Annotated in this window: 14 protein-coding genes; 6 read left to right on the top strand and 8 right to left on the bottom strand. The window is 64.1% G+C overall.

Translation table 11 applies throughout. The features are described from left to right. Positions 1–6: 6 nt before the first annotated feature. From GEV39_RS08625 to GEV39_RS08595, 7 genes are all read right to left on the bottom strand, one after another. Positions 7–801, bottom strand: coding sequence for a DUF4892 domain-containing protein (locus GEV39_RS08625; protein ID WP_173888295.1), 795 nt, complete (start codon positions 799–801; stop codon positions 7–9). Between the two features lie 108 nt (positions 802–909). Continuing rightward, positions 910–1,764 carry an alpha/beta hydrolase gene (locus GEV39_RS08620; protein WP_173888293.1) on the bottom strand — a complete coding sequence of 285 codons (855 nt, stop codon included), beginning with the start codon at positions 1,762–1,764 and terminating at the stop codon, positions 910–912. Continuing rightward, positions 1,761–2,549: an alpha/beta fold hydrolase gene (locus GEV39_RS08615; protein WP_173888291.1), complete on the bottom strand. Its 789-nt coding sequence runs from the start codon at positions 2,547–2,549 to the stop codon at positions 1,761–1,763. Before GEV39_RS08615 ends, GEV39_RS08620 begins: the two co-directional genes overlap by 4 nt. 74 nt (positions 2,550–2,623) lie before the next feature. Beyond that, complete coding sequence (locus tag GEV39_RS08610; RefSeq protein WP_173891672.1) at positions 2,624–3,016, bottom strand: hypothetical protein; 393 nt, start codon at positions 3,014–3,016, stop codon at positions 2,624–2,626. A gap of 129 nt (positions 3,017–3,145) precedes the next feature. Next, entirely contained in the window at positions 3,146–3,604 is a 459-nt protein-coding gene (gene sixA / locus GEV39_RS08605; protein ID WP_173888289.1) for a phosphohistidine phosphatase SixA, read from the bottom strand. Beyond that, entirely contained in the window at positions 3,601–3,948 is a 348-nt protein-coding gene (locus GEV39_RS08600) for a DUF4389 domain-containing protein (protein ID WP_029887739.1), read from the bottom strand. Before GEV39_RS08600 ends, sixA begins: the two co-directional genes overlap by 4 nt. A gap of 24 nt (positions 3,949–3,972) precedes the next feature. Then, a complete protein-coding gene (locus tag GEV39_RS08595) occupies positions 3,973–4,998 on the bottom strand; it encodes an NAD(P)H-dependent glycerol-3-phosphate dehydrogenase (protein ID WP_173888287.1) in 1,026 nt (341 codons plus the stop codon). Between the two features lie 157 nt (positions 4,999–5,155). Here GEV39_RS08595 and GEV39_RS08590 point away from each other — a divergent pair, with 157 nt between their 5' ends. From GEV39_RS08590 to fabB, 5 genes are all read left to right on the top strand, one after another. Next, positions 5,156–7,303 carry a TonB-dependent receptor plug domain-containing protein gene (locus GEV39_RS08590; RefSeq protein WP_173888285.1) on the top strand — a complete coding sequence of 716 codons (2,148 nt, stop codon included), beginning with the start codon at positions 5,156–5,158 and terminating at the stop codon, positions 7,301–7,303. Beyond that, positions 7,303–8,193: an ABC transporter substrate-binding protein gene (locus GEV39_RS08585; RefSeq protein ID WP_173888283.1), complete on the top strand. Its 891-nt coding sequence runs from the start codon at positions 7,303–7,305 to the stop codon at positions 8,191–8,193. The genes GEV39_RS08590 and GEV39_RS08585 overlap by 1 nt, the downstream gene beginning before the upstream one ends. Further along, positions 8,190–10,121, top strand: a complete 1,932-nt coding sequence (locus tag GEV39_RS08580; RefSeq protein WP_173888281.1) for an ATP-binding protein — start codon at positions 8,190–8,192, stop codon at positions 10,119–10,121. Before GEV39_RS08585 ends, GEV39_RS08580 begins: the two co-directional genes overlap by 4 nt. 208 nt (positions 10,122–10,329) lie before the next feature. Then, positions 10,330–10,845, top strand: coding sequence for a 3-hydroxyacyl-[acyl-carrier-protein] dehydratase FabA (fabA, locus tag GEV39_RS08575; protein ID WP_008089108.1), 516 nt, complete (start codon positions 10,330–10,332; stop codon positions 10,843–10,845). Between the two features lie 11 nt (positions 10,846–10,856). Further along, positions 10,857–12,077, top strand: coding sequence for a beta-ketoacyl-ACP synthase I (fabB, locus tag GEV39_RS08570; protein ID WP_173888279.1), 1,221 nt, complete (start codon positions 10,857–10,859; stop codon positions 12,075–12,077). A gap of 173 nt (positions 12,078–12,250) precedes the next feature. Here fabB and GEV39_RS08565 read toward each other — a convergent pair whose 3' ends face one another. Continuing rightward, entirely contained in the window at positions 12,251–13,255 is a 1,005-nt protein-coding gene (locus GEV39_RS08565) for an amidohydrolase family protein (RefSeq protein WP_173888277.1), read from the bottom strand. A gap of 117 nt (positions 13,256–13,372) precedes the next feature. On the opposite strand from GEV39_RS08565, the gene GEV39_RS08560 reads away from it, so the two are divergent. Continuing rightward, positions 13,373–14,236, top strand: a complete 864-nt coding sequence (locus GEV39_RS08560; RefSeq protein ID WP_173888275.1) for a pirin family protein — start codon at positions 13,373–13,375, stop codon at positions 14,234–14,236. Positions 14,237–14,241: the final 5 nt, after the last annotated feature.

Raw genomic sequence — 14,241 nt, 5'->3', positions numbered from 1 at the left:
ACCCGCTCAACGAATCAGTTCAAGGTGCAAGCCAGTGGTGGGCGCAGTGCCCACTTCAAGGCGCCCGTTGCGCACCCCGGCCTTGATCAGCGCCTCGCGCCAGGCTTCAGCCTGAACGCCGCTGAGGCTGACGCGCAAGGTGCTATCGAGGTTCAGGCTGCGTGCCAGCAGGTTCGCCCAGGCAGCCTGGGGTGCCGCCAGGTCCGGGTAGTCGAGCTTGCCGGTATCGCGCATTTCACGCAGCACCGTGGCCGCCGTGGGCAGCAAGTCGCCCAACGGGCTGCCGGCGACGAACTCTTCCACATGCAAATAGGCGCGGCGGTTGCCACGGGTGACGCTGTACAGCGCAACCAGGGTGTCGGCCTGTTCCGCCGAACGGCGCAGCAGAATGAACGCCTGTTGTTCGTCGCCCCCGTTGAGGCGGGCATTGGCAAACACCTCGTTGGCCCACAGGCTGGCCTCGCCGCAATCGCGGCCCTGGCACCAGAACAGCGGGTAGCCACCGTCGCGCTGCAGCGCTTCGCGGGCGCTGGTAAAGGCTTCGCGGGCGGTGCGTTCGACCGGCAGCTCGTAGGTGACCGAGCTGACCTGGCCACGGCTTTCGACCTTGTCGTCAACCCGCAGGCGGCCGCTGATTTTGCGCAATGGGCCCAGCGGGTAGACGCGCTCCTGCTCCACGGCCGGGCGCTGGTCGACCACTTTGGCGTCTGCAGGCACCGGCAGGCTGCCAGCCCATAGCAGGGGGCTGGCAAATGCCAGGCAGGCAGCGGCAACGGTGCGGATGGACAGGGGCGCGCTCATCGGCGACCCTGGCGGCGCCGTGCGCCGAGGTGAAGCTCCAGGTTGTCTGGCAATTGCATGGTTGTCTCCCTTTCAACCCGCCAAGCCTCGACACTTGTCCGGTGCAAGTCAAGCAAAGCCAAAGAAGCGATTGAAACAGTCTGCGACAAGGGCCGCGCCCTGCTCATCGTTCAAGTGCAGGTGGTGACCACCCGGCAGTGTCAGTTGCTCAAAGGGTAGCTGCTCCAGCAATGCGGTGTGGCGCACCAGCATCCCGTCGGCGGCAATCACCAGTTGCGCCGGGCAATTCACCCGGCGCACGTAGGCCATGGCCTGGGCTTCGCTCAGGCGCAACGGAGAAGGCAAGGTCAGGCGGCTGTCGCTGCGCCAGCTGTAGCCCCCGGGCACCGGCATCAGCCCGCGCTGCGCCAGCAGTTCGGCCGCTTCCCGGCTTACCGCGACCATGCCCTTCATGCGCGCCTGCACACCTTGCTCGAGGGTGGTGTACACCGATTTGCGCTTGTCATCCAGGCGCAGCTGCGCCAACAACGCCATGCCCAGGCGCTCACCGGCATCCTGCTCGGCGCCGGTGGGTGGGATAACGCCGTCGATCAAGGCCAGGTGGCTGACCCGCTCCGGCAACGCACCGGCCAATTGCACCGCAATGATGGCGCCGAGCGAATGGCCGAGCAGGGCGAAACGCTGCCAGCCCAGTTGCTCGGCAACCCGCAGTACATCGTGGGCGTAGTCGGCCAGGGCATAGCTGGCCCCTGGCGGGCGGTGCTCCGAATAGCCATGCCCGGCCAGGTCCAGGGCAACGATGCGCAAGCCGCGCAACAGCGGCGCCAGGCGGGCGAAGCTGTTGGCGTTGTCCAGCCAGCCATGCAGGGCGATCACCGGCAGGCCGTCCACAGGCCCGAACAGATGCGCGGCCAGTTCGATGTGGCCCAAACTCAGGCGAACTTCCTCGACATGCGCGCTCATGCCTGGCCCCAGCGGTCGAACAGGCCCTTGAGCAGGCTGGCGGTATCGGCAGGCCGCTCCAACGGGAACATGTGCCCCCCTGGCACACTGTGGTACTCCCCTAGCGGCATGCCACGCACCGCCAGGGCATGGTGGCGCCGGATGACCTTGCTGCGGTCACCCCGCACCATGGCCAGCGGTACCCGCAACTGTCGCGCCGGGGCGGGGCTGGTGTGCGGGATACTGCGGTAGATGCTGATCTCGGTGGCCGGGTCGAAGCGCAGCTGCAGGCCCTGCTCCATCGCCTGCAGGCCATGCTCTATGTAAGCGTCCAGGCAGTCGGGGTCGAACTGGCGAAACAGGGACTTGCCGGCGAAGTACTCACGGGCACTGTCGCGGTCCGTGAAAAGATGACGGCGCCCCAAGGTGCGCCCGGCCGGGGTGATGCGGTCGATGAAGCCGAAGCGCTTGGCGGTGCGCAGCAGCCATTGATCTGCACGGGTCAGCACCGGCGAGTCGAGCATGACCACCCCACGGTAGTACTCGGGGCAGCGCAACGCCGCGTGCAGGTGCAAAACCCCACCCAGCGAATGGCCTACGCCCCACACCGGCTGATCCTGCTGCGCCAGGTGGTGCAGCAACTCATCGACCAGGCTCTGCCAATTGTCATCCACCGGAAAGCGCGGGTCGTGGCCGTGCTGAGCCAGATGCCGGACCTGATAGTCCGGCGCCAACGCGGCGAACAGCTTGCCGTAGGTGGCCGAGGGAAAACCGTTGGCATGGGCGAAAAAGATCTGTTGCGACATGGCGCCTGATCCGGACGGGAATGATGGCCCATTGTCGGCATGGCGAGCCGGTTCGGCAATGCCCGGAAAGGTCATCAGCGGCGGCTATCAGGCCATGAAGCGTGGTCGAAACTCTCCAGTGAACGGCGAAGGCAGGCCTGCATGTAGGCCAGTTGGCTCTGCAGCGCTTCACGGGCCAGGCGCTGGTCCTGGTAATCCAGTTGCAGGCGGCGCAGTGCCAGGCAGCTGGATTGCAGCAGATGAGAGACCCGCAGGCAGGCATCCTGCAGGGTCTGCAGATCGTGCTCGCTCTGTTGCCGGGCGATCGGCCCCGGCACCGTATAACCCTCGACCTTGCGCATCAGCTGGTAGAACTTGGCGTCGGCAGCCTCGCGCAGCAGGCTGTACTGGGCGAAGTCCAGCGAAACTCCTTGGTCAACCTGGTCTATGGTGGGTTGCAGGTCCAGGGAGCACAGCAGCTCCCACATCGCACCGCTCATGCATCGCTCCCTGACTGCTGGTTTTCGGGCAACGCTATCAAGCAGTCGACGCGAGGGACAACTGGCAAAAATGTCAGTTGCCATCTCGTTGTATGGGGGCCCCAGGCCCCCGCAAGCTCAGGCAGGGGCGTTGAGCGCCTTCAGGGTCATCAGCCCGGCCAGGGGCCACTCCCCTTCCAGCTGGGCCAGGCTGGCCGTGCTCATGGCCGCTGGCTGTTGCAGGTGGCCATGCTGCAACAGCCCGACCAGGTTGCCCACCAGCGGCTGATGGCTGACCAACAGCACATGCTCCAGCCCCAGCCGCTCGATTTCGCCGATGACCTGCTGCACATCGCCGTCTGGCGTGAGCCAGGGCACGGTGCGCAGCGGCTTGGCAAACCCCAGGGTCTCGTGCACCAGCGCCGCAGTCTGCTGGGCCCGCACATAAGGGCTGGCGATGATCGCCTGCAATGGCTGCCCCAGCAGGTGGGCAGCGCTGCGCACCACCTGCTCGCGACCATGCGCAGTCAGGCGCCGTTCGGCATCGCTGTTGGCCCGCGGTTCGGCCTCACCGTGGCGCAGTACCCACAGTTTCACAGCTTGGGCTCCTCGTCACGCACAGGGTGCGGGGCCGGGGCTACGGCGTGCGGCGCCTCGCCTTCCGGCGCACGCGCTGCTGGCCAATCGGCGAACGGCCAGGGTTTCTGGTCGGTATGGAAAGTGCCGAAACGGCCGATCTGCGCCAGGTACTGGCTGAGGCTGTCGCCGAAATTCATCAGGCTGGCGCTGGGGGCGCCATACACCAGGCGGTAGACCAGTTGCACCAGCACCAGGCCGCCCAGCAGCAATTCAGCCAGTTGCCAAACCACCAGGAACACCAGCATCCACAGCACCCGCAGGATGATCGACTCGCGCTGGGCGCGCTCCGGGGTATCGTTCATGTACCGCTCCTTGCTCTGTTCGGCTCAGTTGAAGCCGCTGATGGAAATGAAATCGACGTCGGTCTTGGGCTCGGCACGCATCAGGTGCTCGATGACCTGGTTCAGCGTGCGGCCCTCGAACAGAATGGCATGCAGGCCCGCCACCAGCGGCATGTACACCTGCACCTCCTGGGCCTTGGCCTTGAGCACCTTGAGCGTGTTGACGCCTTCGGCCACTTCGCCCAGGCGGGTAACGGCCTCCTCCAGGCTCTGGCCCTGCCCCAGTGCGAAACCCACCTGGTAGTTGCGGCTTTTGGGGGACGAACAGGTGACGATCAGGTCACCGACCCCGGCCAGGCCCAGGAAGGTCATGGGGTTGGCGCCCAGGCTGACGGCAAAGCGGGTCATTTCGGCCAGGGCACGGGTAATCAGCATGCTCTTGGTGTTTTCGCCCATGCCCAGGGCCACGGCCATGCCGGCGATGATCGCGTAAACGTTCTTCAGCGCCCCGCCCAGCTCCACGCCAAAACGGTCGGCACTGGCGTAAACGCGGAAGGTGCGCCCGTGCAGCACCGCTTGCACCTGCTGGCACAGCGCTTCGTGTTCGCTGGCCACTACCGTGGCAGTCAATGCGTGCTCGGCAATTTCGCGGGCCAGGTTGGGCCCGGACAACACGCCAATGCGTGCCTGGGGCGCGATCTCTTCGAGGATCTGGCTCATCAGCTTGAAGCTCTGCGCCTCGATGCCCTTGGTCAGGCTGACCAGGCCCTTGCCGCGCAACAACTCGGCATGCGGCGCCAGTACGCTGCGCAGTGCGCTGGATGGCAGGGCCACGAACACCAGCTCGCTGGCTTGCAAGGTGGCCAGCAGGTCATTGACCGGTTCCACCCCGTCGTGCAGGCGAATGCCCTTGAGGTAGCGCGGGTTTTCACGATTGACACGCATGGCCTCGGCCTGGGCCGGGTCGCGCATCCATTGGCGCACCGGCACACCGTTTTCCGCCAGCAGGTTCGCCACGGCGGTGCCGAAGCTGCCGCCGCCCAGAACTGCAACAGGTTGCTGTTCAGTCATATTCAATCCGTTAAAGCCATAAATTAAGTGGCGACCGGCGCATTATAAAGCCAAGCTGCAAGCTTCGAGCTACCGGCAGCGAGAAAAGCCTGGCACGGTGTGCTGGCAGCCAGAAGCTTGAGGCGGGTCACTGGCAATTGCGCCAAGGTCGGTTACCATGCCTGTTTCCATCCTGAGACAAGGCTGCTCTGTGTTCCCTGGCACGCCCCCTTTCCCGCGTCTGCTCATATTGACCGCCCTGCTCGGTAGCCCGGCCGTGGCCGAGGATCTGTTCATCGACAACACCGACCTGCCCCAGGTTCTTACCGCCACGCGCCTGAAACAGTCGCCGGCAGCGGTGCCGGGCAGCATGACCGTCATCGATAGCGAGCTGATCCGTGCCAGCGGTGCCCGTGACATCCCCGAGCTGCTGCGCCTGGTGCCGGGTATGATGATCGGCTACGGCGCCGGCAACCAGCCCACGGTCAACTACCATGGCAGCAACGCCAACGACGCGCGGCGCATGCAGGTGCTGATCGATGGCCGCTCGGTGTACCGCGCCGGCCTGGCCACGGTGGACTGGAGCGACATTCCCCTGGCCATGGAGGATATCGAGCGTATCGAGGTGTTCCGTGGCCCGAACACGGTCAGCTATGGCGCCAACGCGCTGATGGCCGTGGTCAACATCCTGACCCGCAACCCGGCCGACAGCCATGGCACGCGGATGAAACTAACCCGCGGCCAGGACGGCATCAACGATTATTACCTCAGCCACGGCTTCGGCTGGGAGGGCGGCGACATGCGCCTGTCGGTATCGGGCCAGCGTGACGACGGCTTCGACGAGAACCAGTTCGGCCAGGACTACCGCGACAGCCGCCGCTTGAACCGCTTCAACCTCAGCGCCAGTCATACCCTGGCCATCGACCAGACCCTGGAATGGCAACTTGCGGCCAAAGAAGGCAGCAATCAACGGCCCTACACCTACCAGCCGGTTTTCCAGCAGTACGAAGCCGGCAACAACGCCGACGTCAACGCCAAGGACTACGCCGGCTCGCTGCGCTGGACCAAGGAATTCAGCGCTGAACACAGCCTTTATGTTCAGGGCTCGGCGCAACATTTTGACCGCCAGCAAGTGTGGCGCGCCTGTGATGCGGTGCAGTCATTCAGCCCCGAGCTGACCCAGCTCTGGCAACTGAACCCGGACTTCGCCGAAAGGGTGGCGCGCGGCATCGCCACAGGTGCCCCGCTGGCCACGAACGACCCGGCCCTGAAAGGGCTTTTGCAGAAAGTGCAGGAACAATGGCAGAACGGTGGCAAGCAACAGGTATGCGGCGATGTTGACCAGAGTACCCGCGAAACCCGCTATGACCTGGAAATCCAGGACACCCTGAGCCTGACCGACAGCCTGCGCCTGCTCAGCGGCATGAACTACCGCTATGACCGTGCCGATTCGCAGACCTACTTCAACGGCAGCGTCGACGACCAGACCTGGCGGCTGTTCGGCCAACTGGAATGGCGCGCCGACGAGCACTGGATCCTGCAGGGCGGCGCCATGTTCGAGGACTCGCAGCTGTCCGGCAACTCGCTGACCCCGCGGGTGGCGGTCAACTACCTGATCACCCCGCGCCATGGCCTGCGCGCGGTGTATTCCGAGGCCGTACGCTCGCCCGACATGTTCGAGAACAACGTCAACTGGAGCTACACGGTCAAGAACCTGACGCCCAATGCATTTGGCCTGCAAAACGGCGAATACTTCGTCAAGACCCGCGGCCCCGGCAACCTCGAGCAAGAGCGCATGCGCTCGCGCGAACTGGGCTACAACGGCTATTTCAGCGACATCGACCTGAGCATGGACGTGAAGCTGTTCTACGACGAGATCACCGGCATGATCAGCGAGCCGCTGCGCAACAACCAGTACATCGCCAGCAACGCCAACAAGGCCCGCTTCAGCGGCAGCGAGGCACAACTGGACTGGCGCCCTACCCTGCGCGACCGCCTGCGCCTGACCTACGCCTATGTCGATGCCTGGGCCAGCAACCCCGACGATCGCCGCCTCAGCGCCCGCAACAGCGGTTCGGCCGGGTGGATGCGCGACTGGGGTGCAGGTTGGTCGAGCGCGCTGTTCTACTACGGCGACGATGCCCTCAACGAGTACCGCTACGAGCGCCTGGACCTGCGCCTGGCCAAGCGTTTCCGGGTATATGGCAGCAACCTGGAGCTGGCGGCGTTGTGGCAACAGCGCCTGGACGATGAGCCGACCACGGCAGCCCAGAACCGCTATGACAGCCGCCACCGCCTGAGCGTCAGCGCGGAGCTGGAGTTCTGATGAGTCTGGTGCTGCGCCTGCTGGTACTCTGCCTGTGGCCGCTGGGGCCACTGTCGGCCAGCGAGATCCTGCTGATCGGTGCCGAGGACCAGCCCGGCATCCGCAGCTTCGTGGCGGCACTGGAAAACCGTCGGCCCCACGATCATGTGCACTTCCAGACCACCGCCGACTTGCCATCCCCGGGCAAACTCAAGGCCGACCAGCGTCTGATCCTGCTCGACAACGCTGCTCTCGAATGGCGCCTGAGCGAAACCGCCGGGCCACCGGCCCTGGCCATGCGCGTCAGCCGTGTTCAGGCTGAGCAGCGCCTGGGAAAGTCGCGCCCGGCGTTTCTCACCTTCCTGTGGAATGACGCGCCACCGGCCCGTCAGTTGCGCCTGGCGCGTTACTTGCTGCCCCAGGCACGGCGTATTGGCGTGCTGTACGGCCAGCACAGCGGGTTTCTGCTCGAGGAGCTGCGCCATGCAGCGGGTCCGCTGGGCCTGGAGATCGTGGCCCAGGACTGGTCCGACCCGCGCGACAACCGGCCATTGCAGCATCTGTTGGGCAACAGCGATGTCCTGCTGGGGCTGGACGACCCTGACCTGTACAACTCCAAGACGGCGAAAAACCTGCTGCTGAGCAGCTATGGCCGGCAGATGGCGCTGATCGGCCCCAACGCAGGTTTTGTCCGCGCCGGCGCACTGGCCAGCAGCTACAGCGACCAGGACGACTGGCTGGCGGAACTCGACCAATTGCTCGACCAGCCCCCGGCACGCTGGCCACGCAGCCTCTACCCCAAGCGCTACAGCGTCAGCGGCAACCAGCAGGTGGCCCGGGCCCTGGGCCTTGAACCGATCGATCCGAACGCCGCCGCCCAGGTACTGGCCGAAGGAGAACCCACCCCATGAGCAAACGCCTGAGTTGGGACATTCACACCCGCACCCAGATCATCAGCCTTGGCCCTGCGCTGCTGCTGACCTTGCTGCTGATCAGCTTCTTTACCTTCGTCCGTATCCAGGACCTGCGCCAGGAACTCAACCACACCGGGCAATTGATCGCCAACCAGCTGGCACCGGCGTCGGAGTACGGGGTGATTTCCGGTAACAACGAAGTGCTTGAGGGGCTCATGCGGGCCACCCTCAGCATCCCGCACGTCCGCTTCCTGGAGGTACAGGACAGCCGCAACCACATCCTGGTCTACGTGGAGCAGTCCGACGAAAGCGCCAACCGCGCGCAGCAGGTCGAAGTGTTCCAGGCGCCCATCCGCCTGCAGCAGATACGCCTGGACAACGATTTCCTGCAACAGGGCAAAGCCAACACCCCGGCCATCGGGGACGACTACCTGGGCCGGGTGATCGTCGGCATGTCCGATGATGCGTTCAGCCAGCGCCAGCAGGAAATCGTGATCAAGGCCGGCATTCTGGCGTTGTTCGCCCTGCTGTTCACCTTCTTGCTGGCTCGCCGCCTGGCCCTGAGCCTGGCCAAGCCGATCAGCGACATGGGCCACGCGGTCAAGGCCATCCAGCAAGGCAAGTACAACACCCCCTTGCCGGTGGTAGACGACAGCGAGCTGGGCCACCTGGCGCGCCACATCAACAACCTGGCCAGCGCCCTGGAGCAGGCCAGCGCTGAACAGCAACAAACCATCGCCGAGCTGATCCAGGCCCGTGAAGAGGCTGAACAGGCTAACCGCGCCAAGTCCGATTTCCTGGCCATGATGAGCCACGAGCTGCGCACCCCGATGAACGGCGTGATGGGCATGCTGCAGTTGCTGGAAACCACCCCGCTCAGCACCGAACAGGCCGATTACACCGCCGTGGCCAGCGAGTCCACCGGGCACCTGCTGAAAGTCATCAACGATATTCTGGACTTCTCGCGCATCGAACGCGCCGCGCTGCAACTGGAGCATATCGACTTCAACCTCGGCGAGCTGATCACCAGCAGCGTCCAGTCCTTCCAGCACAGCGCCCAGCAACGCGGCCTTGGGCTGCACCTGCAACTGCCGGCCGACATCGGCCAGTTGCAGGTGAACGGCGACCCTACGCGCATCCGCCAGATCCTGCTGAACCTGGTGGGCAACGCGCTGAAGTTCACCGAACGCGGCCAGGTGCAGGTCGAGGCTCGCTGGCAAGTGGTCGACCGGCAGTTGATCTGGCTGACCTGCAGCGTGCGTGATACCGGCATCGGTATCGATAGCGACCGCCTGGAAATGATGTTCGTCGCGTTCCAGCAAGCGGACAGTTCGATTTCCCGCCGCTATGGCGGCACCGGGCTGGGGTTGTCGATCGCCCGTACCTTGGCCGAGCGCATGGGTGGCAAGCTGCGCGGCGAGAGCCACGTGGGCTTGGGTTCAACGTTCACCCTGGAGATGCCCTTGGCCCTGGCCAGCCAGGCGCCGGCGCCACTGCCGCACCCAATCGACGCGCTACCGGCGGCTGCCGAGCAGGAAAAGGTGCTGTTGGTCGAGGATAATCCGGTCAACCAGAGTGTCATAGAAGCCATGCTGCGCAGCCTGGGGCTGACGGTGTGCACCGCTGCAGACGGCCTCGAGGCGGTCGACCTGGTGGGCCGCCAGCGCTTTGCCGCGGTGCTGATGGACTGCCGGTTGCCGCACATGGACGGCTATGAAGCCACCCGCCGCATTCGCCAACTGGGCAATGGCACAGGCCTGCCGATCATCGCCCTGACCGCCAACGCGCTCGACGGCGACCGCGAGCGATGCATGGCCGCCGGCATGGATGACTACCTGAGCAAACCCTTGCGCCGCAGCGAACTGCAGCGGGTGCTGCAACGCTGGTTACCCGGCCAGACAACCGCGACTGGCGATAAATGCTAAAGTGCGGCAGTCTTAAACACTGGACAGGACCTTCATCGGCCCTGAAAATAGACGTTTCAGTGCACACCTGTACTTCTTTCACCAGGTGCGCTGTGACTTTCACCACAACGCAATAGTCTACCTGTAGGCTACCGCCCCGAAGCCGTTGGTTATTTGGGTCGGTCGGGAAGATTCATCCCCTGCCACAGGGGGTTATTGAGGAGCTCGCATGACCAAACAACACGCCTTTACTCGGGAAGACCTGCTGCGCTGCAGTCGCGGTGAGCTGTTCGGCCCAGGTAATGCGCAACTGCCCGCGCCGAACATGCTGATGGTCGATCGCATCACCCACATCAGCGAAGAAGGCGGCAAGTACGGCAAAGGTGAGTTGGTCGCCGAGCTGGATATCACCCCGGACCTGTGGTTCTTCGCCTGCCATTTCGAAGGCGACCCGGTCATGCCGGGCTGCCTGGGCCTCGACGCCATGTGGCAGCTGGTCGGTTTCTTCCTCGGCTGGCAGGGCCTGCCAGGCCGCGGCCGCGCCCTGGGTTCGGGCGAAGTGAAGTTCTTCGGCCAGGTTTTGCCTACCGCCAAGAAAGTCACCTACAACATCCACATCAAGCGCGTCCTGAAGGGCAAGCTGAACATGGCCATCGCCGATGGCTCGGTCAGCGTTGACGGCCGCGAGATCTACACCGCCGAAGGCCTGCGGGTCGGCGTGTTCACCTCCACTGACAATTTCTAAGGGTTATTCGCATGCGCCGCGTCGTTATCACTGGTCTGGGCATCGTTTCGTGCCTGGGCAATGACAAAGCTACCGTCACCGAAAACCTGCGCAACAGCCGTCCGGGTATCCGTTTCAACCCGGAATACAAGGAAATGGGGCTGCGTAGCCAGGTTTCCGGGTCCATCGACCTCAACCTCGAAGAACTGATCGACCGCAAGGTCTACCGCTTCGTTGGCCACGCGGCTGCCTACGCCTACCTGGCGATGCAGGACGCGATCAAGGATTCCGGCCTGACCGAAGAGCAGGTGTCCAACCCGCGTACCGGCCTGGTGGCTGGCTCCGGCGGCGCGTCGACCCTGAACCAGATGGAAGCGCTGGACACCCTGCGCGAGAAAGGCGTCAAGCGTGTCGGCCCATACCGTGTCACGCGCACCATGGGCAGCACCGTTTCGGCATGCCTGGCTACGCCGTTCAAGATCAAGGGCATCAACTACTCGATCTCGTCGGCTTGCGCCACCTCGGCTCACTGCATCGGTACCGCACTGGAGCAGATCCAGTGGGGCAAGCAGGACATCGTTTTTGCCGGCGGCGGTGAAGAAGAGCATTGGAGCCAGTCGTTCCTGTTCGATGCCATGGGCGCGCTGTCGACCAAGCGCAACGAAACCCCGGAACTGGCCTCGCGTGCCTACGACGCAGACCGTGATGGCTTCGTCATCGCTGGCGGCGGCGGCATGGTGGTGGTCGAGGAGCTGGAACACGCCCTGGCCCGTGGCGCCAAGATCTACGCCGAAATCGTTGGTTACGGTGCGACCTCCGACGGTTACGACATGGTTGCCCCGAGCGGCGAAGGCGCTATCCGCTGCATGCAGCAGGCGCTGTCCACCGTTGACACCCCGATCGATTACCTGAACACACACGGCACCTCGACCCCGGTCGGTGACGTTGCCGAGATGAAAGGCGTTCGCGAGGTATTCAAGGACAAGGCGCCGAAAATCAGTTCGACCAAGAGCCTGTCGGGCCACTCGCTGGGCGCCGCGGGCGTGCACGAGGCGATCTACTGCCTGCTGATGATGGAAAACAACTTCATCGCCGGCTCTGCCAACATCGACGAGCTGGACCCGGAAGTGGCCGACCTGCCGATCCTGCGCAAAACCGAAGAAAACGCCAAGATCGACACGGTCATGAGCAACAGCTTCGGCTTCGGCGGCACCAACGCCACCCTGGTGCTCAAGCGCTGGGAAGGCAAGTAAGGCGCTCAAGCAGTAATCAAAACGCCCCGACTGGTTCGGGGCGTTTTCTTTTGTGTGGCCTGTACTGGCCCTATCGCAGGCAAGCCAGCTCCCACAGGTACTGCGCAAGGTTCGGAACCTGCGTAACCCTGTGGCAGCTGGCTTGCCTGCGATAGGTCAGTACTGGTAAACCGTTACTTCTGCTTGGGCAACACAGCCAGGAAGTTCTCCTTGGCTACCTTGTTCGCCACCACCTCCGGCAACGCATCCAGAAACGGCTTGAACCCGTGCATCTGCTCGCCCAGGCTGCCAAACTGCCCCACCACATCCGATCCCAGCATGAACCGCTCCGGGTACTTCTCGACCAACGCCAGCCATTCCTTGCGTGGCACACCCTTGTCATCCAGCAGATACGGCTGCAGTACACTCCACGACAAATCGACATACAGGTTTGGGTAGCTCTCCAGCAACCGCGTCAGCACTGGCAGTAAAAAGTCCATTTGCGTCTGATGCCGGTGTATCTCCATGCTGCTGCCAGCATGGGCCCAGATGAACCGGGTGTGCGGGTGATTGCGTAGCGGCTCTTCGATCTCTGCCAGGTACAGCGGGTTGCGCTCGCGCTTGGAGGTGATGTTGGAGTGCAGCAGCACTGGCAGGTCGCGCTCGGCGGCCAGGTGATAGATCCGGGTCATGGCTTCGTTGTTGGCGCGCGGCGTTTCGCCACTGGTCAGCGCGGTCAAGTCATCGTGGCGGGTGAACACCTCCCCGATGCCCTGCCATAGCCCCGGGTACAGCTCGAGCATACGCTCGATATGGCTGACGGCATTCTTGTCCACCGGATTGAACCCGCTCAGGAACGGGTGGAAGCGTTTACGCTGCTGCGGTGGCAACTGCTGGAGCGCGGCGGCCACATAGATGTCGGTGGCGCTGTACCAGTAAGCATCGGCATCATCACCGGCATAGTAACGCGGGCGCTTGGGCTCGTCTTCGTGCCACTTCTTGGCCACCGGAATGCCGGAAATCATCGACTGGTCAACGCCTGCCGCATCCATCGCCTTGAGCAATGCTGGCATCCCTTCGCTTTCCTGGAAGAAATCCACGTAGTGCAGGTGGGCGTCACTGTAGCGGTAGTCACGCGCCTGTACCGCTTGGCACAAGCAAGCGGACAATAACGCGCAGGCCAGCGCTTTGGCATTCATGGGCAGCTCCATTCTCCTGGTATCAGACAGGGTAGACCGGCCGGTGCAGAAGACGGTTCAGGCCCAGCAGGCAAACCGTTATGCTTGGACACTGCCACCTTGCCTGGAGCCCTTCCCATGAGCAGCACGCTGATCATTCGCCCCCGTGCAGAATCGGTCGAGGGCCAGCCGATCCTACGCCCGCTGCCAGCGGCGCAGTGCCGCAGTGTCGGCCCGTTCGTATTCTTCGATCACATGCTGAAAACCGCCTACGCACCCGGGCGCGGCATGGACATCCGCCAACATCCGCACATCGGCCTTTCAACCCTGACTTTTCTGTTCGAAGGGGCGATCCAACACAAGGACAGCCTGGGCTCAGACCAGTTGGTGCTGCCCGGCGACGTCAGCTGGATGACGGCCGGTCGCGGCGTGGCGCACGTCGAGCGCACCCCGGCAGACGCCTTGGCCAATGGGTCCAGCCTGCACGGCTTGCAGGTTTGGCTGGCCTCGCCACGTGAGCATGAACAAGGCGCGCCGAGCTACAGCCATCATCCTGCGGCCAGCCTGCCGGTCAGCGACAGCCTGGGGGTGCGCATCTGCATGATTGCCGGCACCGGGTTCTGCCTGGCGTCACCGGTGCCGGTGCTGTCCCCTACCCTCTATGCACAGGTGCAGATGCAAACGGCGGCTACCTTGCAGGTGCCGAACGAGCATGTGCAGCGGGCGCTGTACCTGTTGCAGGGCGAACTGCAGATAAACGGCGAGGATGTGGCGCCGTGCAGCCTGGTGGTGCTGCCGGAGGGCGAAGAGGTGACGCTGTATGCGCAAGGTGAATGCCAGCTGGTACTGATTGGCGGCGCGCCGCTGGATGGGCCGCGGCGGATGAACTGGAACTTTGTCGCCAGTGACCCGGCGCTGATCGAGCAGGCCAGGGCCAGATGGGCTGCGGGGGATTGGCCGGTAGTGCCGGGGGAGAGCTCGAGGATCGAGTTGCCTCGCTGATTGGG

The organism is Pseudomonas sp. NY5710 (genome assembly GCF_013305665.1).
GTDB lineage: Bacteria > Pseudomonadota > Gammaproteobacteria > Pseudomonadales > Pseudomonadaceae > Aquipseudomonas > Aquipseudomonas juntendi.
The sequence above is the reverse complement of the archived record's forward strand: the minus strand, read 5'-3'. Positions and strand labels throughout refer to the sequence as shown.